General features: G+C 65.3%; 19 protein-coding genes. 8 read left to right on the top strand and 11 right to left on the bottom strand.

Features of this window, described 5'->3' with window-relative positions; genetic code table 11:
- Nucleotides 1-212: 212 nt before the first annotated feature.
- The 8 genes from V6N07_RS16740 to V6N07_RS16705 form a co-directional block, all read right to left on the bottom strand.
- Complete coding sequence (locus tag V6N07_RS16740; protein ID WP_371157882.1) at nucleotides 213-1490, bottom strand: ABC transporter substrate-binding protein; 1278 nt, start codon at nucleotides 1488-1490, stop codon at nucleotides 213-215.
- 76 nt (nucleotides 1491-1566) lie between these two features.
- Nucleotides 1567-2643, bottom strand: a complete 1077-nt coding sequence (locus tag V6N07_RS16735) for a branched-chain amino acid ABC transporter permease (protein WP_371157881.1) — start codon at nucleotides 2641-2643, stop codon at nucleotides 1567-1569.
- Nucleotides 2644-2812: 169 nt separating this feature from the next.
- Nucleotides 2813-3163, bottom strand: a complete 351-nt coding sequence (locus V6N07_RS16730; RefSeq protein WP_371157879.1) for a hypothetical protein — start codon at nucleotides 3161-3163, stop codon at nucleotides 2813-2815.
- A 140-nt stretch (nucleotides 3164-3303) separates the two neighbouring features.
- Complete coding sequence (locus tag V6N07_RS16725) at nucleotides 3304-4302, bottom strand: branched-chain amino acid ABC transporter permease (protein ID WP_371157877.1); 999 nt, start codon at nucleotides 4300-4302, stop codon at nucleotides 3304-3306.
- A gap of 101 nt (nucleotides 4303-4403) precedes the next feature.
- On the bottom strand, nucleotides 4404-4760 hold the full coding sequence (locus V6N07_RS16720; RefSeq protein WP_371157875.1) for a hypothetical protein: 357 nt from the start codon (nucleotides 4758-4760) through the stop codon (nucleotides 4404-4406).
- A gap of 118 nt (nucleotides 4761-4878) precedes the next feature.
- Nucleotides 4879-5691, bottom strand: coding sequence for an ABC transporter ATP-binding protein (locus tag V6N07_RS16715; RefSeq protein ID WP_371157873.1), 813 nt, complete (start codon nucleotides 5689-5691; stop codon nucleotides 4879-4881).
- A gap of 43 nt (nucleotides 5692-5734) precedes the next feature.
- Nucleotides 5735-6175, bottom strand: a complete 441-nt coding sequence (locus V6N07_RS16710; protein ID WP_371157872.1) for a hypothetical protein — start codon at nucleotides 6173-6175, stop codon at nucleotides 5735-5737.
- 41 nt (nucleotides 6176-6216) lie between these two features.
- Nucleotides 6217-8169, bottom strand: coding sequence for an AMP-binding protein (locus V6N07_RS16705; protein WP_371157870.1), 1953 nt, complete (start codon nucleotides 8167-8169; stop codon nucleotides 6217-6219).
- Nucleotides 8170-8379: 210 nt separating this feature from the next.
- Here V6N07_RS16705 and V6N07_RS16700 point away from each other — a divergent pair, with 210 nt between their 5' ends.
- Complete coding sequence (locus tag V6N07_RS16700; protein ID WP_371157868.1) at nucleotides 8380-10320, top strand: PAS-domain containing protein; 1941 nt, start codon at nucleotides 8380-8382, stop codon at nucleotides 10318-10320.
- A 37-nt stretch (nucleotides 10321-10357) separates the two neighbouring features.
- Nucleotides 10358-11083: a response regulator transcription factor gene (locus tag V6N07_RS16695; RefSeq protein ID WP_371157866.1), complete on the top strand. Its 726-nt coding sequence runs from the start codon at nucleotides 10358-10360 to the stop codon at nucleotides 11081-11083.
- On the opposite strand, the gene V6N07_RS16690 is transcribed toward V6N07_RS16695, so the two are convergent.
- Nucleotides 11050-11877 carry a class II glutamine amidotransferase gene (locus tag V6N07_RS16690; RefSeq protein WP_371157865.1) on the bottom strand — a complete coding sequence of 276 codons (828 nt, stop codon included), beginning with the start codon at nucleotides 11875-11877 and terminating at the stop codon, nucleotides 11050-11052. The genes V6N07_RS16695 and V6N07_RS16690 overlap by 34 nt on opposite strands.
- 16 nt (nucleotides 11878-11893) lie before the next feature.
- On the bottom strand, nucleotides 11894-12112 hold the full coding sequence (locus V6N07_RS16685; RefSeq protein WP_371157864.1) for a DUF6356 family protein: 219 nt from the start codon (nucleotides 12110-12112) through the stop codon (nucleotides 11894-11896).
- Between the two features lie 106 nt (nucleotides 12113-12218).
- Between V6N07_RS16685 and V6N07_RS16680 the strand changes: the two genes are divergently transcribed.
- Complete coding sequence (locus tag V6N07_RS16680; RefSeq protein WP_371157862.1) at nucleotides 12219-12680, top strand: Lrp/AsnC family transcriptional regulator; 462 nt, start codon at nucleotides 12219-12221, stop codon at nucleotides 12678-12680.
- 60 nt (nucleotides 12681-12740) lie between these two features.
- Here the strand turns inward: V6N07_RS16680 and dnaE are convergent, their stop codons facing one another.
- Nucleotides 12741-16259, bottom strand: coding sequence for a DNA polymerase III subunit alpha (gene dnaE / locus V6N07_RS16675; RefSeq protein ID WP_371157860.1), 3519 nt, complete (start codon nucleotides 16257-16259; stop codon nucleotides 12741-12743).
- Between the two features lie 177 nt (nucleotides 16260-16436).
- Between dnaE and V6N07_RS16670 the strand changes: the two genes are divergently transcribed.
- The 5 genes from V6N07_RS16670 to V6N07_RS16650 all read left to right on the top strand — a co-directional run bounded on the left by V6N07_RS16670 (nucleotide 16437) and on the right by V6N07_RS16650 (nucleotide 22987).
- The gene (locus V6N07_RS16670; protein ID WP_371157858.1) at nucleotides 16437-16754 is read left to right on the top strand and encodes a multidrug efflux SMR transporter; all 318 of its coding nucleotides are present in this window, start codon (nucleotides 16437-16439) and stop codon (nucleotides 16752-16754) included.
- A 110-nt stretch (nucleotides 16755-16864) separates the two neighbouring features.
- Complete coding sequence (gene xdhA, locus V6N07_RS16665; protein WP_371157856.1) at nucleotides 16865-18283, top strand: xanthine dehydrogenase small subunit; 1419 nt, start codon at nucleotides 16865-16867, stop codon at nucleotides 18281-18283.
- Nucleotides 18280-20592 (top strand): xanthine dehydrogenase molybdopterin binding subunit, encoded by a 2313-nt coding sequence (gene xdhB / locus V6N07_RS16660; RefSeq protein ID WP_371157854.1) that lies wholly within the window; start codon nucleotides 18280-18282, stop codon nucleotides 20590-20592. The genes xdhA and xdhB overlap by 4 nt, the downstream gene beginning before the upstream one ends.
- Nucleotides 20589-21476, top strand: coding sequence for a xanthine dehydrogenase accessory protein XdhC (gene xdhC, locus V6N07_RS16655; protein ID WP_371157852.1), 888 nt, complete (start codon nucleotides 20589-20591; stop codon nucleotides 21474-21476). The genes xdhB and xdhC overlap by 4 nt, the downstream gene beginning before the upstream one ends.
- Nucleotides 21473-22987 (top strand): ABC transporter ATP-binding protein, encoded by a 1515-nt coding sequence (locus V6N07_RS16650; RefSeq protein ID WP_371157850.1) that lies wholly within the window; start codon nucleotides 21473-21475, stop codon nucleotides 22985-22987. The genes xdhC and V6N07_RS16650 overlap by 4 nt, the downstream gene beginning before the upstream one ends.
- The last annotated feature ends 35 nt before the right edge of the window (nucleotides 22988-23022 follow it).

Here is a 23022-nt window from a genome sequence, read left to right as displayed (position 1 = left end):
AGGGTGGCGGTCAGACAGGTGTCGAAGCCGCCGCTGTCGGTTCGACCATCGCGCGGACAGGTGCCACGGCATCCGGGACGCCGGGCGCGGGACGTCGCAGGCGGATTTCAGCGGGGTCTGACCCGGAATGAGAAGCGCTTGCAGCATCGGAAAGCTCGGCTCACGGAAGTGCCTGCCCCCCATGGGGGGCTGGGGGGCAGGCGGGTGTCACATCAACCGCAGGCGGGCGTGATGTTGTTCTCGGATGCGTAGGCGCCGCTGTCCTCGGCGATCAGCGGATCGATCACGGCACGGTCACTTTCGATCCAGTCGGTGATGATGTTCCACTCGCCGGCGGCGGCATCCCACTGCTGGACCTTGGCCTGGCCGGACCCGCCGTGGTTCTCGCACGACACGCTGAAGGCCGGACCGAAGTTCGGCATGCCGAGGCTTTCCATCAGCGCCTCGTCGATGACCAGTGCCTCCATCCCGTCGCGCATCATCGCGGGGGTGATGTCCATCTCGCCGTGGATTTCCTGCGCCTTCTTGGTCGCCTCGGCGGCGAGCATGGCGGCATAGAAGCCACGGTTGTAGAGGACGCTGCCGACCTGATCGCCGTTGCCGGCGGCAAGGCCCGCGTCGATCACGTGTTCGGTCAGGTCCGCGTAGATCGGGAAATCGGTGCCGACGTTGTGCATGGCCAACGACTTGTAGCCATCGGCGGCGTCGCCGACCGGCAGCACGTCATTCTCGGACCCGGCCCACCAGTTCCCGATGAAGTTCTCCATCGGGAACCGGATGTTCGCGGCTTCCTGGATGGCGACCTGGTTCATCACGCCCCAGCCCCACATCACGACGTAATCGGGACGTTCGCGGCGGATCTGCAGCCATTGGGATTTCTGCTCCTGCCCCGGATGGTCGACCGCCAGAAGGCTCAGATCGAAGCCGTGCTTTGCCGACAGCTCCTCCAACGTGCGGATCGGTTCCTTGCCGTAGGCCGAGTTGTGGTAGACCAGCGCGATGGTCTTGCCCGACAGGTCACCGCCGTTTTCTTCCAGCAGGTGATTCACCGCGATGGATGCCCCATCCCAGTAGTTCGCCGGATAGTTGAAGACGTTGTTGAAGACCGAACCATCCGCGGCCGAGGTCCGGCCATAGCCCATCGTGTGCAGCGGAATGCCGTCGGCAGCGGTCTTGGGGATCAGCTGATAGGTGATGCCGGTGGACAGCGGCTGATACACGAGGGCGCCTTCGCCCTTGGTGCTTTCGTAGCATTCCACGCCCTTTTCGGTGTTGTATCCCGTCTCGCATTCCAGAACGCGCGTCATGACACCGTTGATGCCGCCATCGCGTTCGTTCAGCAGCGTGAAATAATCCGCATAGCCATCCGCAAACGGAATGCCGCCCGCGGCATAGGGGCCGGTGCGATAGGACAGGCTGGGGTAGACAAGGTCAGCCATGGCCGGGGCCGCGGCACAGATCGCCGCGATCGTCAGAGTTCCAAGTTTCATCGGTAGTTCCTCCCTAGGGTATTCCGATCTTTTCGTCTGGCAGGGCATTGCCCCGCCGCCTCCCATGGCCCCGCCATCAATGGGGGAAGGGCCACAATCTCAGCTTTTCCTTGGTCAGGCGCCACAATTGCGCGAGGCCATGAGGCTCGACCACGAGGAAGAAGATGATCAGCGCACCGACGATCACGAGGTTCAGATGCGCGACGATGTCCGTGGGCCAGCCCAGCAGGTCGACGCCCACCAGCTTCAGGACGACCGGTAGCAGGACAAGGAACGCCGCACCCGCGAAGCTGCCGAAGATGGAGCCGAGGCCCCCGATGATGATCATGAACAGCACGAGGAACGACTTCTGGATGCCGAAGACCTCGCCCACCTCGACGGCACCGAGGTAGACCGTGAAGAACAGCGCCCCCGAGATGCCGACGAAAAAGGACGATACGGCAAAGGCGGTCAACTTGGCGCGCAGCGGGTTCACCCCGATGATCTCGGCCGCGATGTCCATGTCGCGGATCGCCATCCATTGCCGCCCCACCGTGCCGCGCGTCAGGTTGCGGGCCACCCAGGCCAGGACCACGACGAAGATCAGGCAGAACATGTATTGTGCCCAGGCCTGCGTGTTCGGGCCGGTCACGATGATGCCGAAGACCTCGCGCTCGGGCGCGTTGATCTGACCCGAGGCGGAGTAGTTGTAGAACCAGCCGACCTTGTTGAAGAGCCACACGAGGAAGAACTGCGCGGCCAGTGTCGCGACCGCGAGGTAGAACCCCTTGATCCGCAGGCTGGGCAATCCGAAGGCCGCGCCGACGATGGCCGTCACCATCCCCGACAGGATCGTGACCGTGAACATATCCATCCACGGGAAGGCCGTCATCAACTTGTAGGACGCATAGGCCCCGACGGCCATGAACCCGCCCGTGCCAAGGCTGACCTGACCACAATAGCCGGTCAGGATGTTCAGGCCGAGCGCCGCGATGGCATAGATCAGGAACGGCACGAGGAAAGAGGACGCCCAGTAGTCGCTGATGAGAAAGGGAATCACCAGCGCCCCGATGCCAAGGATGACATAGTATCCCCAGCGGTCGAACCTGATCGGAAATGTCTGGTTGTCCTTGGCATAGGACGTCTTGAAGTCGCCTGCCTCGCGATAGAGCATTATCCGGCCCTCCCATCAGAATGGACCGCGGGGGCGAAAGGGCCCTGCCGCGTCTTGCGTGTGTGTATTGTTGGTTCGTGGATCGGCGCAGGGCCGTGGGAACGGCGATCCGTCCGTGCGTCCTGACGGGGGTGTCGTTCGTGGCGATCGTTCCCGGAAGGATCGCGCGTCAGAGACGCCGCAGGACCGATGCCGCTGCCGTATTGATCCGCGCCAGGCGGTCCACACCGATGGCGGAATAAAGCGATCGAAGCGAGATGATCAACGCCAGCAGGGCAAGGATCGTCCAGTCGGGGCGCCCGGTGGCCACGACGACGGCGTGCAGGTCCGTCAGAACCTCGGGCGACGCCGTGGGGGCGATCGACCGCGCCAGTGCGGTTACGGCCTGTTCCAGTTGATCCTGTCGGGAAAATTCCTTCCAGCCAAAGAACAGCGCCACAGCGGCCCAAGCCGCGCAGACGGCCAGATGGCCGACGGCGGGTTCCGTCTTCTTGCATTGGTTTCCGGACGTCTGGAACATCGTGCCACCTGTGCGATACGGACACAGTGTTGCACGCAATTCTGACGTTGGCCGGGCGATTGCGGGGCGACATCTTGTTCGGTCCGCCCGGAATCGTCCGGCGGCCCCGAACGACGCGGGTCGCCGGCACCCCGGTCCGGTCAGACCCGTTCAATGATCTTCTCCCCGAACAGGCCCTGCGGGCGGAACACGAGGAAGATCAGGGCCAGGACATAGGCGAACCAGTTCTCCGTCGCGCCGCCAAGATAGGGGGCCCCAATGGCGAATTCGAACAGCTTCTCACCGACCCCGATGATCAGCCCGCCCACGATGGCGCCCGGGATCGACGTGAAGCCGCCGAGCATCAGCACCGGCAGGGCCTTGAGTGCGATCAGCGAGAGCGAGAACTGAACCCCCGACTTTGCGCCCCACATGATACCCGCGACAAGGGCGACGAAACCCGCGATCGACCAGACCAGCACCCAGATGAAGTTCAGCGAGATGCCGACCGACAGGGCGGCCTGGTGATCGTCTGCCACGGCGCGCAGGGCGCGGCCCTGCTTGGTATATTGCGAAAAGGCCACCAGTCCCACGACCAGCAAGGCCGCGATGACCGTTGCCACGATATCGAGCCGGTCGATGAAGAAACCGTAGAACCCGTCGCCGCCAAGGAAGGCCGTGTTGTCCTCGATCCAGATTGAGGCACCCTGCGGCAGGCCCACATCCAGTTTCTTGATCTCGGCCCCCCACATCAAGTCCGCGACACCTTCGAGGAAATACGCAAGCCCGATGGTCGCCATGAACAGGATGATCGGCTCCTGGTTGACGAGGTGACGAAAGATGTAGCGGTTCACCAGCCACGCGAAGACCGCCATCACCACCACGGTCAGCAGGATCGCGGCAAGGGCCGGAACCTCCCAGCCGAAGTGGTGGACGTTGGTTCCGAAAGTCGCGTTGATCAGATGCGCAAAGGGCACCTGTCCGTTCTGAATGCCGACCAGCGTCATCGCCGCGAACAGCGCCATGACCCCTTGGGCATAGTTGAAGATGCCGGACGCCTTGAAGATCAGGACGAAGCCAAGCGCCACCAGCGCATACATCACCCCGGCCATCAGCCCGTTGAGCGAGACTTCGATCGCGAAGAGAAGTTGATCAGGCATGTCTCGGTCTCCGTGGTATGACGTGTGTGCGCGGGAACGGCATCAGGGCCGCCCCAGCCAAGGCGCCTGGCCGTATGGCGCCTGCCGTTTGCAATGCGGGTTCAGCTTTCAAGGTCTGTTTCCCGTGCGGTCAGTCCGCTGTCGTCCAGGACAACTTCCATCCGCGGCTCGCGCCAGAGATGCGATTGCCAGACGCCCGCAGAGATCTCGACGTAGGCCTGCCGCGCGGCCAATCGCGTGGCCAGATCGGCGGTGGCGCCGCGTGCGGTGCAACTGGATGGTGTCGTGATCAGAACCACCTCGCCCCCGCGCGCCCAGCCACCGTCTGTCCGCACCAGCCCCCGCACATCCGCAGGCGCGATATGTTCATAGGGGACAAGGCACCGCGCTTCGAACAGGGCCCAACCGCTGTCGGCCATTGCCGTGCCGGAGCAGAGAAGGCCCAGGACTACGGGCACGATCTTCTTCTGGCCGAAAATACCTCGGGGTCCGGGGCGGGGCCCCGGTGCGGCCCTTCGGCCTGCCCCACCGCGACGGGACAGCCCGCCGCCGCGCCACCTTCGGTTGCGGGACAGGTCAGTCATGGGCCACGCCCAGATAGGCATCGATCACGTCCTGGTTCTGGATCACCTCGGCGGGCGTGCCGTCACCGATCTTGCGGCCGTAATCCATCACGACGACCCGGTCGGAGATGTCCATGACCACGCCCATGTCATGTTCGATCAGGGCGATGGTGGTGCCGAACTCGTCGTTCACATCGAGAATGAAGCGGGACATGTCCTCCTTCTCCTCGACGTTCATGCCCGCCATCGGCTCATCGAGCAGCAGCAGCTTCGGCTCGGCGGCCAGTGCACGGGCCAGCTCCACGCGTTTCTTCAACCCGTAGGGCAGGCGGCCGACCGGCGTCTTGCGGATCGCCTGGATTTCCAGAAAGTCGATGACCCGCTCCACGGCGGCGCGGTTCTCGACCTCCTCGCGCTGTGCGCGGCCCCACCACATCGCTTGTGTCACGAGGTTCGAGGACATGTAGGCAAGCCGTCCGGTCATCACGTTGTCCAGAACGCTCATCCCCTCGAACAGGGCGATGTTCTGAAAGGTGCGTGCGATGCCCTGCTGGGCCACCTGGTAGGGCTTCATCGGCGGGCGCGGGGCGCCGCGAAACCAGACCTCGCCTTCCTGCGGGACGTAGAAGCCCGAGATGACGTTCAGCATCGACGACTTGCCTGCGCCGTTCGGCCCGATGATCGCCCGGATCTCGCCCTCGCGGATGTCGAAGGAGATGTTCTTGATCGCCTCGACCCCGCCGAAGCGCAGGGTGATGTTGCGCAGATCCAGAACGGTATCGCCGATGGTGCGGCCGTCGGGGGTGGTGAAGCTCTGGTCTAGCATTTTGCGCTCCTTCGCGGGGAAGCGATCCCGCAACAATAGTCTCTCATTGAATACGCCGAAGTAAACTACAGCTTCGCTCTTCGTATTGCCGTTTTGCAGCGATCGATCGACGATTTAAAAAATCGTCTGCGTTTCCACCCATCTGTAGTGGCCGGACATGTTTGAGTAAATAGTTCGCCCGAGAGAGCATCACTGATGCAACTTGTCCTAAGGTAAAATCTTTCGAAACAAACGGATAGCTTGATGAACGGAGAATTATAAACGGTTGTGTCACGCCAATAGACTGAGATCTGGAACTCATATGTAGAGCTAATGGTCTTCCAGCGACGACACCCGCTATTGTGTGGTCTTGCTCGGCGGAATGATCGAAGAAGTAGCCTGCTAGATGCGCGCAAACAAAACTATTCTCGACAAACTGCCACTCCTCTTCATTTAGCTCAAATTGCGCCGTCGCTTTTCCGGGAACACTCAGAGAGACTGCCATGAAAGGAGCAATGATAGCTAATTTAAACTGGCAAAAGCCGATCACTCCGCCGCCTCCAGCACCTTGGCCTTCACCGGCACGACCGTCGCGTCGCACATCTTGACCGTTGCCTTGATCTTCCCCTTGCGGCCGTCCTCGTAGGTGACTTCGGTCTCGGTATAGACCTCGTCCGCGCCGCCATAGAGGCCCTCGATCAGGTCGGCGTATTTCTCTTCGATCAGTCGGCGCTTCACCTTCTGGGTGCGCGTCATCTCCTCGTCGTCGGCGTCCAGCTGCTTGTGCAGCACGAGGAAGCGGTGGATCTGGCAGCCCGCCAGCATGTCATCCTCGGCGACCGACTTGTTCACGGTGTTCACGTGTTCGGTGATCGTGGCCAGTACGCGGGGGTGCTGCGCCAGTTCCTGATAGGACGCATAGGCGATGTTGTTGCGTTCGGCCCAGTTGCCCACGGCCGTCAGGTCGATGTTGATGAAGGCGACACAGCGGTCGCGGCCGTTGCCGAAGACCACCGCCTCGTAGATGTCGGGATAGAACTTGAGCTTGTTCTCCACGAACTTGGGCGCAAACAGCGCGCCGTCGGCCATCTTGCCGACGTCCTTGGCGCGGTCGATGATGCGCAGGTGGCCGGTGCCTTCCTCGATGAAGCCCGCGTCGCCGGTGGCGACCCAGCCCTCCGCATCCTTGGTGGAGGCGGTGGATTCGGGGTTCTTGAAGTATTCCTGGAACGTGCCGGGCGAGCGGTAGAACACCTCGCCCGATTCCGCGATGCGCAGTTCCACCCCCGGCGTGGGCGTGCCCACGGTGTCGGAGCGGACCTCGTTGTCGCGCTGCTGGGTGATGAAGACGGACGCCTCCGTCTGGCCATAGAGCTGTTTGAGGTTGATCCCGATGGAGCGGTAGAAATCGAACAGTTCAGGGCCGATCGCCTCGCCCGCCGTATAGCCGACGCGCACGCGGGACAGGCCGAGCGTGTTCTTCAACGGGCCGAACACCAGCAGTTCGTTGATGCGGTATTTCAGCCGGTCCATGAAGCCGACCTCCTCGCCATCCAGCAGGCGCGGGCCGACGGTCTTGGCGTGGGCCATGGCGCGGTCGAACAGGCCCTTCTTGAAGGCGCCCGCGTCCTCCATCCGGATCATGACGTTGGTCAGCTGTGTTTCGAACACGCGGGGCGGCGCGAAGTAGTAGGTCGGCCCGATCTCGCGCAGGTCGTGCATGATGGTGTGTTCGGATTCGGGGCAATTGACGCAGAAGCCGGTGACCATCGCCTGGCCGATCGAAAAGATGAAATCCCCGACCCAGGCCATCGGCAGATAGGCCAGAACCTCATCCGTCTGGCGCAGCCCGTCAAAGCCCGAGGACGCCTTCGATGTCTCGACGATGTTGTCGTGCGACAGGACCACGCCCTTGGGCTTGCCCGTGGTGCCGGAGGTATAGAGCATCACGCAGGTGGTCGCGCCCGTCTGCTGTGCGCGGCGGCGGTCCAACTCCGACCGGTCCGCCCCGCGGCCCTTCTCGCGCAGCGTTTCCATCGAACACATGGCGGAATGGTCGTATTTGCGCAGGCCACGGCCATCCAGATAGATGATATGACGCAACCCCTCGATCCGGTCGCGCACCTCCTCCACCTTGTCGACCTGTTCCTGATCGGCGGCGATCACGAACTTGGCGCTGCAATGGCCGAGGACGTAGGCGATCTCCTCCCCCACGGCATCGGCATAGAGCGGGACGGGGATGGCACCCGCGCATTGGGCGGCAACCATCGACATGTAAAGCTGCGGGCGGTTGCGGCCGATGACGGCCACGTGCTCTCCGATCTCGATGCCCTGGGCGATCAGGCCCAGCGCCATCTCCTCGATCTCGCGCCGGGCATCCGTCCAGGTCCATTCCTGCCAGATGCCGAACTCTTTTTCTCGGTAGGCAGGGGCCTGTCCGAAATCGCGGGCATTGCGCTCCAGAAACTCCGGAATGGTCCGTGCGGCGGTCTCGCTCATGTCGTGCTCCCTCGGCCCATCCCTCCCCGGATGGGCCGCTCCGTGCACGACGTTGAACAGCAAATGCTGCATGGATGTTTCCCAATTCTAACGAATTGCAACAAGGCGCGGATGCGCCTCGCGCGGCGGCCTTGCCCTCGGGTCTGCGCACCGTTCCGACGCTTGCCGCTGCCCCTCCGGCTGGCTAGGCTCGGGCGCAACGGGGGGAACATGGCCAACAGCGCGACCACCACGGCACGCATGACGCAGGCCGGGCTGAACCTGATCGGTCAGGCCCTGTCGATCTACGACGCCGACCTGCGGCTGGCGGTCTGCAACCGCATGTATGCGACCATGTTCGACCTGCCGGACCATCTGACCCGTCCGGGGGTGTCCTTTGCCGAAACCATTCGCCACCTGATCGAACGGGGCGAATACGGTCCCGCCACGGATGTCGATCGCATGGTCGCGGACCGTGTCGCGCAGGCCCGCACCTTCGAACCCCATTACCTGGAACGGACACGCCCCAACGGACAGGTCATTGCCGTCGAGGGGTCCCCCCTGCCGGAGGGGGGCTGGGTCACCGTCTATACTGACATCACGGCGATCAAGACGCAGGAGCGTCTGTTGCGGGCCCGGTCCGAGGTGCTGTCCGACCAGTTGCTCGCCCGTCATGAGGAACTCGGGCAGGCCAACCGAAAGCTTGCGGCGGCGAATACCGCGCTGGAGGAGGCGGGCCGCGAGGCGACCGAGATGGCCGCGCGTATCCGGCTGACGACCGAAATGTTGCCTGCCCATATCGCGCGGCTGGATCGGGACCGGCGGTATACGTTTTCCAACCGTCGCCTTGGGTCCGTGATGCCCGGCACCCGGTCCGACATCATCGGTCTGCGCATGGACGAGGCGCTGTGCCCGATCACCTATCGCACCATCGAACCGCATCTGACCCGGGCGCTCGGCGGAGAGGCATCGCTGTTCGAAGTGACGCATGAGCCGTCCGCCCGTCGCATCCGCATCAGCTTCACCCCCGAACTGAACGACGCGGGCGAGGTCCTGGGTATCTATGCGCTGTCGGTCGACGTGACCGAGGAAAGCCAGGCCCGCGCCGCCCTGTCGCAAGCCGCCGGCAGACAGGTCGCGGCCCAGCTGACGTCGGGAATGGCGCATGATTTCGCCAACCTGCTTACGGTGATCCTCGGCCTTGGCGACAGGCTGCGCGGAATGGACCTTGCGCCCGAGGCGCGCGCCGCGGTCGATGCGATCGCCCTTGCGGCCACGCGGGGCGGGGCGCTGATCGACCAGATCTCGAACCTGTCGGGGCCGCGCGACCTGCGTCCACGGGCCGTGGACCTGCGTGCGCTATGGTCCGAACTGGCCACGCTTGGGGGGGCATCCCTGCCGGGTCACATCGCGCTGGACACGCGGGTGCACGGGCTGGACGACCCCGTGCTGCTGGATCCGGATGCCCTGCGCGATGCCATTCTCAACCTCATCCTGAACGCACGCGATGCCATCGGTCCGACACCGGGCACGATCACCCTGATCGCACGGCCCCATCGCGACAGCTGGCTGGAAATCGAGGTCCGCGATACCGGTCCCGGCTTTTCGCCCCAGGCCCTTGCCCGTGGGGCGGAGCCTTTCTTTACCGAAAAGGGCGAGGACGGAACCGGCCTTGGCCTGTCCATGGTCTACGACGTGGTCAAGCTGACGGGGGGGCGGACACGTCTGTCCAACGTGCCGGGGCTGCCACCGAGGGGTGGGGTCACCGCCTGCACCGCGGGGGCCCGCGTGGTGTTGCGATTGCCCCTGCGCCGCCCGCCGCCGGGGCTGGACCCGACGCTGATCCTGCTGGTCGAGGATGCCGAACATATTCGAGAGGCGGTCCGTGACCGCCTGCTTGCCGCAGGTCATACCGTGTTGGAGGCCGGCAGTGTGGCCGAGGCGCGCGCCATGCTGGATATCGACGGGATCGGGCTGGTCCTTTCGGACATCATGCTGCGCAGTCGCGAAACCGGTCTCGACCTCGCGCAGGAAGCCCGGACCCTCGGATTGCCGGTGGCCCTGATGACATCGCTGCCGACCGATGCCCCCCTCTACCGCGAAGCGACCGCGCTGTGGCCCGTGCTGCGCAAGCCGTTCTCGGTCGAGAAGCTGTCGGCGGTCCTGCAATGACCCTGCTGTCATCGTGTGCCCCGACGCACGGACCGGAATGCAGGCCAAGATGTTCTTCTGGAAAGGCCTCACGATGACGGCGACCGTGGCCATCCTAGATGACGACCCGGATATCCGGGCCATCCTGTCCGGCGCGCTGACGCAAGCGGGCATGCGGGTGACGGCCCATGCCCGCGCCGACGACTTCGAACGGGAGGTCCGGCGTGCCATGCCGGACGTCTGCCTTGTGGATCTCGGCCTGCCGGATCGTGACGGGCTTGCGATCGTGTCCCGTCTCGCGCTCGAAGGGGGATCGGCCATCATCATCATTTCCGGGCGGGGTCAGGTGCAGGATCGGATCACGGGGCTGGAACTGGGCGCCGACGACTACGTCGTCAAACCCTTCGCCCCCGAGGAAATCGTCGCCCGCGTACGCGCGCGCCTGCGAAAGGCCGCGCCTCCGTCGCGCAGCCGGGCGACCTTCGCCGGATGGACCGCGGATTTCGACCGCTACACCCTGAGCGGACCGGAAGGCGAGGCGACGTTCAGCCAGGCGGAAGGCGAGGTGCTGCGCCTGTTCCTAGACCGTCCGCGCCGCCTGATCACCCGTGCGGAAATGCAGGAGGTGCTGGGCGGCGCCGCCTCTGCCGCCTTCGATCGGGCAATGGACGTGCGCATTTCCCGGTTGCGCGCCAAGTTGGGGGAAAACCCGCGCAACCCCGCCCTGATCAAGACGATCTATGGCGCGGGCTACATATTCCTTGCGGATGTCGCCTGGGCCTGAAACGTCGTCGGGGCCGGCATCTCGTCCATCCCCATGTCCAGTGGCGAAAGCACCGGCGCGCCACCGTCGAGCACGATCATGGTATCTGCTGGGACCGCGATCCAGTTTGCCGCCACGCCGTCCAGCGGCTCCGAGGCCAGCGCCCGGCCCCCGTGATCCAGCGGCCCGCGCGACACATAGAGCGTCGGGGCCCGGCCATCGCTGGCATGGCGAAAGCCCATCAGGCGGTGACCATCGGACATCACGCAGGTGATGCGATCCGGCTGTCGCAACGCGTCGCAAAGGGCCCTGATGTCCGCGATGGTTCTGGCGACGGCACGGGATGCATTCTGAAACAGACCATTGCGGATCATCGTCAGGAACAGCAGTTCACTGTCCGTCCCGCCTTGCCGGCAGGCATAGAGGTCATCCGGCAAACGCGCTTCCAGCGGACGGCGCAGCCGCGCAAAATCACCCAGCTGCCCGTTGTGCGCAAAGGACCACGCACCATGGGTGAAAGGATGGCAATTCGTTCGATTGGTCCCGCCGGTGGTGCCGGCCCGCACATGCGCAAGGAACAGGCCGGATCTGATGACCCGACACAGGCTGCTCAGGTTGCCATCCGACCATGCCGGCAGAACATCGCGGTAGAGGCCGGGGGCCTCCTCTCCCTCCACGTACCACGCCATGCCGAACCCGTCGCCGTTGACGGCAAGCTTGGCTTCGTCGGCATGCTGCGCCTGGCGCAGCAGGGAATGATGCGGCCGCGTCACGATCCGCTCCAACGGGATGGACGGCCCGCGATAGCCCAACATGCGGCACATATCGGGATCAGTGCCGGTTGTGGATGCGTGCGTAGAGCGTCTTGACCTTGCGGCTGGCCGTCGTCTCGCAGAGCGGGGGGATGAACGCGTGGATCAGGGCGGCGCCACCCGCAACGAACAGGGCCCCGGCAAACCCGAGCGCGAACCGCATGTGGCCAAGATAGGTCTCGTCGACCGAGGCGGGATGATCGTGGAAGGCGCGAAAGAATGAGTCGATCTGGGACATGGCAGGCTCCTGTCGTGTAGCTTTTGCCCAGCCTATGGCCTGCGAGGTGTGATCAGGTCCCAGATATCCCTCGAATATCGTTGATCAGCGGGATAGTGTTCGAAGAATGAGAGTGGAACTGGACGAACATGATCGCCGTATCCTGCGATCGCTGCAAAAAGACACCACGGTCAGCCTTGATGCGCTGGCGGAGCGTGTCACCCTGTCGCGCAATGCCTGCTGGCGCCGGATCAAACGCCTGGAGGAGGCGGGCGTCATCCGGTCGCGCGTCGCCCATCTGAACCCCGATGCGCTGGGCCTCGGCCTGTCGGTCTTCGTGTTGATCCGCGTCGGCAGCCACGAGCCCGGATGGCTCGATCAATTCAAGGCGGCCATCGCGGCCATGCCGGAGGTGCAGGGCGCCCATCGCATGACCGGGGATCTGGATTATGTTCTGCGCGTGCGCGTGGCGGACGTGGCCGGGTATGACCAATTCTACAAACGCCTGATCGCGCGGGTGCCGATCGCCGATGTCTCTGCCAGTTTCGTTATGGAAGACCTCAAGGACACGACCGAACTGCCGGTGTGAACATGGTGCCGACATGTGTCCTTTGAAATGTGGGTGCAGGTGGGGGACGATGCAGCCGTCTCACACCTCCTCCACCATGGCCACACCCGGCAGTGATCGCAGGGCGCCCTTGATCTGCGGGTTGACCGGGTATTCGCCGGGCAGCAGCATCTCGACCTCGCCGGGCAGATCCTCGCCCAGCAGGCACAGGTGCACGGGGCCGCGGCCCCGGACGCTGCTTTCGGAGGATACACGCGACAACAGGCCCGACAGGGCGGACAGGCCGTCGGCCCCTTCAAGGAAGACACGCAGGCCGATCTGAGGCGCGGCATCGACCGCGTCGTCCATCAAGGTCACGCCGCGACAGAGCAGCTTGAGCTGATCCGCCTCCTGCGTGGCCTCGACCTGAAGGATCACGCGGGACCCGGCCTCGAGGTGGTGCCGCGACGCGTCGAGCGTGTCGGAAAAGACCATTGCCTCGTAGCCGCCGCTCGGGTCGCTGGCCTGAAGGAAGGCGAACCGGTTGCCGCGGGCCGATTTCCGCTCCTGCCGAGAGGATACGATCCCGGCCATCTTGACCAGCTTCGGGCCCGCGACCGTCATCACCTGCACCTCGGCCAGGGTCTTCACATCCTGCCGTTTCAGGGCGGGCATGTAATCGTCCAGTGGATGGCCGGACAGGTAGAAGCCGATGGCCTTGAACTCCTCGCCCAGACGCTCGGCCGGCAGCCAGTCGTCGCGCATCGGCAGGCGCGGCTCGGGCAGATCCTCGCCCGCCTCGCCGAACAGGGATACCTGATTCGACGCGCGCTGTTCATGGATTGCGGCCGAATAGCCGACCAGCGCGTCGAGACAGCCAAGCACACGCGCCCGGTTTCCATCCAGCTGGTCGAAGGCGCCGGCACGGGCCAACATTTCGAGGGGCCGTTTTCCGACCCGCTTCAGGTCGACCCGGCGTGCGAAATCGAACAGCGTGGCGAACGGCGTCCCGTCGCGACCGGCAACGACAAGGCGCATCGCCTCGACACCGACATTCTTGAGCGCCCCAAGACCGTAGACAAGGGCCCCATTCGCCACCCCGAACGTCGCCCCCGAGCGGTTGACGCAGGGGGGCACGATTTCCAGCCCCAGACCGCCGCGATCCGCCGACTTGCGGACCTCCTCGGCATAGACGGCCAGTTTGTCGGTCAGGTGGATGTCGGAGTTCATGATCCCGGCCATGAATTCGACCGGGTGGTTCGCCTTGAGCCAGGCCGTCTGGTAGCTGACGACGGCATAGGCGGCGGCGTGGGACTTGTTGAAGCCGTAGTTCGCGAACTTGTCCAGCAGGTTCCAGACCTCGATGGCCTTTTCCTTGCCGACGCCGTTCTTGGCCGCGCCCTCAAGAAACAGGGGCCTTTGCGCGTCCATCTCGGCCTGGATCTTCTTGCCCATGGCGCGGCGCAGCAGGTCGGCACCGCCCAAGCTGTAGCCCGCCATTTCCTGCGCGATCTGCATCACCTGTTCCTGATAGACGATGATGCCCTGTGTCTCATCGAGGATGTGATCGATCGAGGGGTGCAGCAGGTCCCGCTCCGACAGGCCGTTCTTGACCTCGCAATACTTCGGGATGTTCTCCATCGGGCCGGGACGGTAGAGGGCGACGAGCGCGACGATATCCTCGATGCAGGTCGGCTTCATCCGGCGCAGGGCGTCCATCATCCCCGTTGATTCCACCTGGAACACGGCGACGGCGCGCGCGGCGGAATAGAGTGCATAGGACGCGTCATCATCCAGCGGGATCAGGTTGATGTCGTTTTCCGTCCCCGGCGCCGGGTCATACAGCCGCCGCCCATCCGCCGAGACATGCAGATCACGCCCCTGACCGCGGATCAATTCGACCGCGTTCTGCACCTGCGTCAGGGTCTTGAGGCCGAGGAAGTCGAATTTGACGAGGCCCGCCTTTTCCACCCATTTCATGTTGAACTGGGTCGCCGGCATGTCGGAGCGCGGGTCCTTGTACAGCGGCACCAACTCGTCGAGCGGACGGTCGCCGATCACGACACCGGCGGCGTGGGTAGAGGCGTTGCGCAGCAGGCCTTCGACCTGCTCGGCATAATCCAGCAGGCGCTTGACGGGGTTGGTGCGTCCTTCGCGGCGGTCCTGCTCGCTCTCGCGGGCCTCCTCGCGCAGGCGTGGCTCCTCGGCCAGGGCCTTGGTGATGCTGACGGGCTTGACGCCCTCGACGGGGATCATCTTCGACAGCATGTCGCACTGACCATAGGGCATGCCCAGCACGCGCCCGATGTCGCGCACGGCGGCCTTGGACAGCAGCGCACCGAAGGTGATGATCTGGCCCACCCGGTCGCGGCCGTATTTTTCCTGAACGTAGCGGATGACCTCCTCGCGGCGATCCATGCAGAAGTCGATGTCGAAGTCGGGCATCGACACACGTTCGGGGTTCAGGAACCGCTCGAACAGCAGGCCGTATCGCAGGGGGTCGAGATCGGTGATGGTCAGGGCATAGGCCACGAGCGAGCCCGCGCCCGACCCGCGGCCCGGGCCGACGGGGATGTCGTGATCCTTGGCCCACTTGATGAAGTCGGCCACGATCAGGAAGTAGCCGGGAAAACCCATCCCCTCGATGATGCCCAACTCGTAGTCGAGGCGTTTCTCGTATTCCTCGACCGGGGCGGCATGCGGAATGACGGCGAGACGCGCCTTCAGGCCTTCGATCGATTGACGACGCAGTTCGACCACCTCGTCCTCGGCGAACTTGGGCAGGATCGGGTCGCGGCCATAGGTGCGGAAGGCACAGCGCTGCGCGATCTCCAGCGTGTTTTCCAGCGCCTCGGGCAGATCGGCAAACAGGGCGGCCATTTCGCGCGCGGACTTGAAGCGATGCTCCGGCGTGACGCGGCGGCGGGGCGCCTGCTGATCGACATAGGCGCCGTCGGCGATGCACAGCAGGGCGTCATGCGCCTCGTGCATCCGGGCCTCGGGGAAATAGACGTCGTTGGTGGCGACCAGCGGCAGGTCGCGTGCATAGGCGGCTTCGACGTGGAACCGCTCCGTCGGCTCGGGCTGAATGTGGCGTTGCAACTCGACATACAATCGGTCGCCATAGATCGCGGTCAGACGATCCAGCAGTGCCTCGGCCTTCGGTTCCTGTCCGGCCTTGACCAAGCGGCCCAGCGGCCCGTCAGGCCCGCCGGTCAGGCAGATGATCCCCTCCGAATGGGTCTCCAACTCTTCCACGGTGACCTGCGGGACCATGTCGGGGCGCGACAGGTAGAGGCAGGAGTTGAGCTTCATCAGGCCTTCGTAGCCCCGTTCATCCTTGGCCAGCAGGACGATGGGGGCCGGGGCGCGGGGCTTTTCGCCGGGGGCGGCCGGATCGTACATCAGGTCGACCTGACAGCCCATGATCGCCTGAATGCCCTTACCGGCAAGGCCGGTTGCGGCCTCGAGCGCGGCGAACATGTTGTTGGTATCGGTGATCGCGACCGCAGGCATCCCCGCCGCCGACACGAGGTCGGGCAGCTTCTTGAGGCGAACGGCCCCCTCCAGAAGGGAGTATTCGGTATGCAGGCGCAGGTGGACGAAGCGAGACTCGGACATCCCGTCAATCTAGCCCCGCGGATGGGCGGGCGTAAGGGCGAAAGCCCCCCGAAGCGGTGCACTTGCCTTCGCGTCGGGCGCGCAGGGCGGCCGCCAAGTCGACGGGGGTTGCCCCGGCGGTGCAAGTTGCAGACAGGGGACGGAGTCCCCGGTTTCATCTGCAAAGGCCGATCTGCCATGCTTCCCTGGTTCTATCTCCTCATCGCGGGCCTGCTCGAAATCGTCTGGGCCGCCGCGCTCAAGGCATCGGACGGATTCACGCACCTCGGCTACAGCACGCTGACCGCGGTGTCCGCGGCGGCAAGCTTCGCGTTGCTGGGGCTGGCGATGCGCGACCTGCCTTTGGGCACGGCCTATACCGTCTGGGTGGGCATCGGCGCGGCGGGGGCGGTCGTGTTCGGCATCGTCTGGTTCGGTGACACGGCGTCACCCATGCGCCTCGGGGCCGTGGCGATGATCCTCGGCGGTGTTGCGCTTCTGAAGGTCGCGGGCTGACCCCTTGCAATCCGGTGGGCGGCTCGTCTCTATGGGCGGACGCCTGCCCCTCCTACGCCGCATCGGAGGGGGTTTGAGGCCAAACCTGTATTGCGGCGGGCCAGAGCCATATGGAGATCCCTTTCCGCCTGAACGGGCAGGACGCGACCGCGCACTGCGACGACCCGACCACCACGTTTCTCGACTGGCTGCGCGAGACGCGCCGCCTGACCGGCACCAAGGAAGGCTGCAACGAGGGCGATTGCGGTGCCTGTTCCGTGATCGTCACCGGACCGGACGGGGTGCCACGGGCGCTGAATGCGTGCATCCTGTTCCTGCCGCAGCTGACGGGCAAGGCCGTGCGCACGGTCGAAGGGCTGGCCGCCCCGGATGGCACGCTGCACCCGGTGCAACAGGCCATGGTCGAGGAACACGGCAGCCAGTGCGGTTTCTGCACGCCGGGTTTCGTGACGACGATGGCGGCGGCCCATGCCCGTGGGGACACGGATCACGCAGATCAGATCGCGGGCAACCTCTGCCGATGCACGGGCTATGCGCCGATCCTGCGCGCCGCCCGCGCCGCACAGGCCGTCCCGGTTCCCGCGCATATGGTCGAGGCCCTTCCTCTGGCGGAAAATACCTCGGCGGGGGCCGCAGGCCCGCGGGCAGAGCCCCCCTTCGCCCCCACCACCGGCGATGCCCTTGCCGCGCTCTACATCGAGAACCCGAATGCCACGCTGGTTGCCGGCGCCACCGATGTCGGTCTCTGGGTCACCAAGCAGTTTCGCGATCTGGGACAGGTGATCTTCCTGAACCGTTGCGATGACCTGCGCGGCATTGCGGTATCGGGCGACAGCATCCGCATCGGTGCCATGACCGACATGGAAACCGTGCGGCACGCGATTGCCCCGTACCATCCGTCCTTTGCCGAACTGCTGCGGCGATACGGGTCCGTTCAGGTCCGCAATGCGGCGACCATCGGGGGCAACATTGCCAACGGGTCCCCCATCGGGGACAGTCCGCCCGCCCTGATCGCACTTGGCGCGACGCTGCACTTGCGGCAGGGGGATGCGCGGCGCGATCTGCCGCTCGAAGATTTCTTCATCGCCTATGGCCAGCAGGATCGCAGGCCCGGCGAATTCGTCGAGGCGGTATCGATTTTGCGTCAGTCCGACAGCCTCTATTGCCACAAGATTTCCAAACGGTTCGATCAGGACATTTCCGCCGTCTGCGCGGCCTACAACCTGCCGGTGACGGATGGCCGTATCTCCGCGCCGCGCATTGCCTTTGGCGGTATGGCCGGAACGCCCAAGCGCGCGTCCCATGCCGAAGCCGTACTGAACGGGCAGGCGGTGTCGGAGACGGTCTTCGCGAACGCCGCCGAGGCCCTGAAGGAGGATTTCGAGCCGCTGTCCGACATGCGGGCCAGCGCCGGCTATCGGTTGGAGGCGGCGCGCGGCACCTTGATGGGGGTCTATCACCAACTGACCGCAGGCCACCTTGGGGACGGCACGGCCCCGCCTGCATCGGTGCTGGAGGTGCGGGCATGAGCGTTGCGCGTCCCCTGCCGCACGAATCCGCCCGTCTGCATGTGACCGGCGCGGCGCGGTACACCGATGATATTCCAGCACCGGCCGGGTGTCTTCACCTTGCCTTCGGCCTGTCCGATATCGCCAGTGGACGGCTGGAGGCGCTGGACCTGTCGGCCGTGCGCGCCGCGCCGGGGGTCGTGGCGGTGCTGACCGCCGACGATTTCCCGACGATGCCCGATTGCTCTCCCAGCAATCATGATGAGCCGCTGCTATGCACCGGCGATATCCACTACGCGGGGCAGGCGCTCTATATCGTCGTCGCGGAAAGCCATCTGCAGGCCCGCCGCGCCGCGCGCCTACATGTCGCCACGGTCACCGAGACACCGCCCCTGTTGACCGTCGAAGACGCGATGGCCGCCGAGGCATGGTTCGACGGGGGCCCCCGTGTCTGGTCCGACGGCGATGTCGATGCGGCCCTCGACGGGGCGCCCAATCGGTTGGAAGGCCTGTTCGAGATCGGCGGGCAGGAACATTTCTACCTCGAAGGACAAGCGGCCCTGGCCCTGCCCGGCGAGGGCGGAGAGATGCATGTCCTGACCTCGACGCAGCATCCCACGGAGATACAGCACAAGGTGGCCGATGCGCTTGGCCTGCCCATGCATGCCGTGCGGTCCGAAGTGCGACGCATGGGCGGCGGTTTCGGCGGCAAGGAAAGCCAGGGCAATGCGCTGGCCATCGCCAGTGCCTGCGCCGCGGCCAGAACCGGCCGGGCCTGTCGGATGCGGTATGACCGCGACGATGATTTCCTCGTCACCGGCAAGCGCCATGATTTCCGTATCGGCTATGATGTCGGCTTTGACGATGACGGACGTCTTCTGGGTGTCCGGTTCCGCCACTGGGTGCGTTGTGGCTGGTCGCAGGACCTGTCCCTGCCGGTAGCGGATCGCGCGATGCTGCACGCGGACAACGCCTATGACATTCCCGCCATGGAGGTGACGTCATGGCGGTTGCGGACCAATACCCAGTCGGCGACCGCCTTTCGCGGGTTCGGCGGCCCGCAGGGCATGATCGGCATCGAGCGTGTGCTGGATCATGTCGCCCATGCCGTCGGCCGCGATCCGCTGGAGGTGCGGCAGCTCAATTTCTACGATGATGCCGGCGGTGATGGTCCGGTTGCCCGCGGGGCTGCCGAAACACGGAACGGACGGACCCACTACGGGCAGGAGGTGTCGGATTTCTGCCTCAACGCGATGGTGGACGACCTGGCGCAGCGCTGTGACTACGTCGCCCGACGGGCCCGCGTGGCCGAGTGGAACGCCGCCAATCCGGTGTTCAAGCGTGGTATCGCCCTGACGCCGGTCAAGTTCGGCATTTCCTTCACGCTGACCCACCTGAACCAGGCGGGCGCCCTCGTGCATGTTTACGCGGATGGGTCGATCCACCTGAACCACGGCGGCACCGAGATGGGTCAGGGGCTGCATTCGAAGGTGGCGCAGGTGGCGGCGTCGCGCTTTGGCTGCGACCCGGCGCGTGTGCGGATCACGGCGACGGATACGGGGAAGGTGCCCAATACCTCCGCCACCGCGGCGTCATCTGGCGCGGATCTGAACGGGATGGCGGTGCAGGCCGCCTGCGATACGATCCGCGACCGGATCGCCGCCTTCCTTGCCGCCGAACATCAGGCGGACGTGTCGCAGGTCGTCTTTGCCGATGACCGCGTTCAGGTCGCCGGTGCGGATTACCCCTTCGAGGAGGCCGCGCAGCGCGCCTACATGGCCCGCGTGTCCCTGTCGTCGACCGGGTTCTATGCCACGCCGGACATCAGCTGGGACCGCGAGGCAGGCAGGGGGCGCCCGTTCTACTATTTTGCCTACGGGGCCAGTTGTTCCGAGGTCGTGATCGATACCCTGACCGGCGAGAACCGTATCCTGCGGACCGATATCCTGCATGATGCAGGGGCGTCGCTGAACCCCGCGCTGGACATCGGACAGGTCGAGGGGGGCTTCGTGCAGGGCGCGGGATGGCTGACCACCGAGGAATTGGTCTGGGACGCCGTCGGCCGCCTGCGGACCCATGCGCCCGCGACCTACAAGATACCCTGCGCGTCGGATGCGCCCGAGGTGTTCAATGTGCATCTGTACGACAATGCCAACCGCGAGGAGACGGTCTATCGCTCCAAGGCGGTGGGCGAGCCGCCGTTCATGCACGGGATCAGCGTCTTTCTGGCCCTGTCGGATGCTCTGTCCTCGCTCGGCGACGGCTATCCGATGCTGGACGCCCCCGCGACGGCCGAACGTGTCCTGATGGCGGCACGCGCCCGGCGATGAGCATCGACACCGCGCGGTTGCAGGCGGGCCTGGCCCGCCATGGCGTGTTGGCGCGTGTCGTGGTGGCTGAGGCGCGCGGCTCCGTCCCGCGCGCGGCAGGCACGGAGATGCTGGTGTGGGAGGACGGGTTTTCGGGAACCATCGGGGGGGGCGCGCTGGAATGGCATGCCCTGTCCCTGGCCCGTTCCGTCCTGCAGGACGGCCGAACGCGGGTGGAGCGGATGGCCCTGGGCCCCGCGCTGGGCCAATGCTGCGGTGGTGCGGTCACCCTCGTGGTGGAACGGATCCCGGAAATGCCGGTTCTGCCGTGGTTGCGACGCGTCGAGGGGACGGCACCCGCGCCGACGGGGCGGGACGCGGCGGATCTGTTGCGTGACGGCTGGATGCTGGAAGGGTCTGCAGGGTCCACCCGGCCGATCTGGGTCTGGGGGGCAGGGCATGTCGGTCAGGCGATTTGCGCGATCCTCGCCCCGATCCCGGACATGTCCGTCACCTGCATCGACGAACCGGACCGCATGCCCGACCTGCCGCCGGGTGTGGCGCCCCTAGCCGCCGCCGACATGCCGCGCGCGATGGCCCATGCCCCGCCCGCGGCCGAGCATCTGATCCTGACCTACAGTCACGACATCGATCTTGCGCTGTGCCATGCGGCATTGACGCATGGGTTCCGCACCTGCGGCGTGATCGGGTCGGCGACGAAATGGGCGCGGTTTCGCACGCGGCTGGTCGCGCTGGGCCATGCGCGTGACCAAATGGACCGGATTGCCTGTCCGATCGGGGATCCGACGCTGGGCAAGCACCCGCAGGCCATTGCCGTCGGCGTGGCCGCGCGGTTACTGTCGCAACAGCCGTCTGATACGACGGTCGAAGGGACGTTCCGGTGACGACATTGCTGACACTTGACGGGCTGACCAAGGCCTATCCCGGCGTGGTCGCCAACGAGGATGTCTCTTTCGCCATCGAGCGGGGGGGCGTGCATGCCCTTCTGGGCGAAAACGGTGCCGGCAAGTCGACTTTGGTCAAGACGATCTACGGATTGGTCAAACCCGACCGGGGCACCATGACGCTGAACGGGGCCGCCTATGCCCCGGCAGAGCCGAAGGCCGCACGGGCGGCGGGCGTTGCCATGGTGTTTCAGCATTTCAGCCTGTTCGAAGCGCTGAGCGTCGCGGAAAACGTCGGTCTGGGGATGGAAAATGCGCCGCCCCTGCGCGATCTGGCGGCGCGCATTCGCAAGGTGTCATCGGATTATGGCCTGCCGCTGGACCCGGATCGCCGCGTTGGTGATTTGTCCGCGGGCGAACGTCAGCGTGTCGAGATCGTCCGTTGCCTGCTGCAGGATCCCCGCCTGCTCATCATGGATGAGCCGACTTCGGTCCTGACCCCGCAGGAGGTGGAGATCCTGTTCGCCACGCTTCGCAAGCTGTCGTCCGAAGGAACGGCGATCCTGTATATCTCGCACAAGCTCGAAGAAATTCGCAGCCTGTGCGACGCGGCGACCATTCTGCGCGCAGGCAAGGTCGTGGGTGACTGCGATCCCGCGGCCACCTCTGCCGCTGAAATGGCCGAGATGATGGTGGGCACCAAGCTTGTCGCGCCGAAGGCGCGCGGGACGACGGCAGGCGAGACGCTGCTGTCGGTTTCCGGCCTGTCCCTGCCACCGGTGTCGCAGTTCGGAACGCCCTTGCGCGATGTCTCGATGACCCTGCGCGCGGGTGAGGTGCTGGGCATCGGCGGTGTCGCGGGCAATGGGCAGGATGAACTGTTGGGCGCCCTGTCCGGAGAGCGGTTGTCCGCGAAGGGGGCCGTGGTTCTGCAAGGACGGGACGTGTCGCGCCTTGGCCCGACCGCGCGTCGCGCCGCCGGTCTGCTGACCTGCCCCGAGGAACGTCTCGGCCATGCCGCCGCCCCTGACATGACCCTGACGGAGAATGCCGCGATGACGGGATCCGCGCGGATGGGCCTGTTGTCGCGCGGATTTCTGGATTGGGGTGCGGCCCGCCGGTTTGCGCAGGATGTGATCGCACAGTTCGACGTGCGCACGCCCGGCCCCGGCGTCGCCGCGCGCAGCCTGTCGGGGGGCAACCTGCAGAAGTTCGTGATCGGACGCGAAGTGTTGCAGGGGCCGCGCGTCCTCGTGGTCAATCAACCGACCTGGGGCGTGGACGCGGCCGCCGCGTCGGCGATCCGGCAGGCCCTTCTGGATCTTGCCGCCGCGGGGGCCGGTGTGGTCGTCATCAGTCAGGACCTCGACGAGCTGCTGGAGGTATCGGACCGGTTCGCGGCATTGAACGAGGGGCGCCTCGGCGCCTCGGTCCCGACGGCCGACCTGACGATCGAGCGGATCGGCCTGATGCTGGGCGGTGCCCATGACCTGGAGATGGCCGATGCATAGGCAGGACACCCCTGGCGGAATGGCGCGTATCACTG

This window comes from Jannaschia sp. 2305UL9-9 (assembly GCF_041403465.1).
GTDB lineage: Bacteria > Pseudomonadota > Alphaproteobacteria > Rhodobacterales > Rhodobacteraceae > Jannaschia.
Note: the sequence above shows the minus strand (reverse complement) of the source record. Positions and strands in the feature narration are given on the sequence as shown.

What these genes read in the sequence shown, in the direction of transcription:
- V6N07_RS16715 (WP_371157873.1), bottom strand. Translation starts at nt 5,691, where the DNA reads ATGCTAGACCAGAGCTTCACCACCCCCGACGGCCGCACCATCGGCGAT.
- V6N07_RS16735 (WP_371157881.1), bottom strand. Translation starts at nt 2,643, where the DNA reads ATGCTCTATCGCGAGGCAGGCGACTTCAAGACGTCCTATGCCAAGGAC.
- xdhC (WP_371157852.1), top strand. Translation starts at nt 20,589, where the DNA reads ATGAGCATCGACACCGCGCGGTTGCAGGCGGGCCTGGCCCGCCATGGC.
- V6N07_RS16740 (WP_371157882.1), bottom strand. Translation starts at nt 1,490, where the DNA reads ATGAAACTTGGAACTCTGACGATCGCGGCGATCTGTGCCGCGGCCCCG.
- V6N07_RS16705 (WP_371157870.1), bottom strand. Translation starts at nt 8,169, where the DNA reads ATGAGCGAGACCGCCGCACGGACCATTCCGGAGTTTCTGGAGCGCAAT.
- V6N07_RS16710 (WP_371157872.1), bottom strand. Translation starts at nt 6,175, where the DNA reads ATGGCAGTCTCTCTGAGTGTTCCCGGAAAAGCGACGGCGCAATTTGAG.
- V6N07_RS16680 (WP_371157862.1), top strand. Translation starts at nt 12,219, where the DNA reads ATGAGAGTGGAACTGGACGAACATGATCGCCGTATCCTGCGATCGCTG.
- V6N07_RS16690 (WP_371157865.1), bottom strand. Translation starts at nt 11,877, where the DNA reads ATGTTGGGCTATCGCGGGCCGTCCATCCCGTTGGAGCGGATCGTGACG.
- xdhB (WP_371157854.1), top strand. Translation starts at nt 18,280, where the DNA reads ATGAGCGTTGCGCGTCCCCTGCCGCACGAATCCGCCCGTCTGCATGTG.
- V6N07_RS16695 (WP_371157866.1), top strand. Translation starts at nt 10,358, where the DNA reads ATGCAGGCCAAGATGTTCTTCTGGAAAGGCCTCACGATGACGGCGACC.
- xdhA (WP_371157856.1), top strand. Translation starts at nt 16,865, where the DNA reads ATGGAGATCCCTTTCCGCCTGAACGGGCAGGACGCGACCGCGCACTGC.
- V6N07_RS16725 (WP_371157877.1), bottom strand. Translation starts at nt 4,302, where the DNA reads ATGCCTGATCAACTTCTCTTCGCGATCGAAGTCTCGCTCAACGGGCTG.
- V6N07_RS16685 (WP_371157864.1), bottom strand. Translation starts at nt 12,112, where the DNA reads ATGTCCCAGATCGACTCATTCTTTCGCGCCTTCCACGATCATCCCGCC.
- dnaE (WP_371157860.1), bottom strand. Translation starts at nt 16,259, where the DNA reads ATGTCCGAGTCTCGCTTCGTCCACCTGCGCCTGCATACCGAATACTCC.
- V6N07_RS16730 (WP_371157879.1), bottom strand. Translation starts at nt 3,163, where the DNA reads ATGTTCCAGACGTCCGGAAACCAATGCAAGAAGACGGAACCCGCCGTC.
- V6N07_RS16700 (WP_371157868.1), top strand. Translation starts at nt 8,380, where the DNA reads ATGGCCAACAGCGCGACCACCACGGCACGCATGACGCAGGCCGGGCTG.
- V6N07_RS16670 (WP_371157858.1), top strand. Translation starts at nt 16,437, where the DNA reads ATGCTTCCCTGGTTCTATCTCCTCATCGCGGGCCTGCTCGAAATCGTC.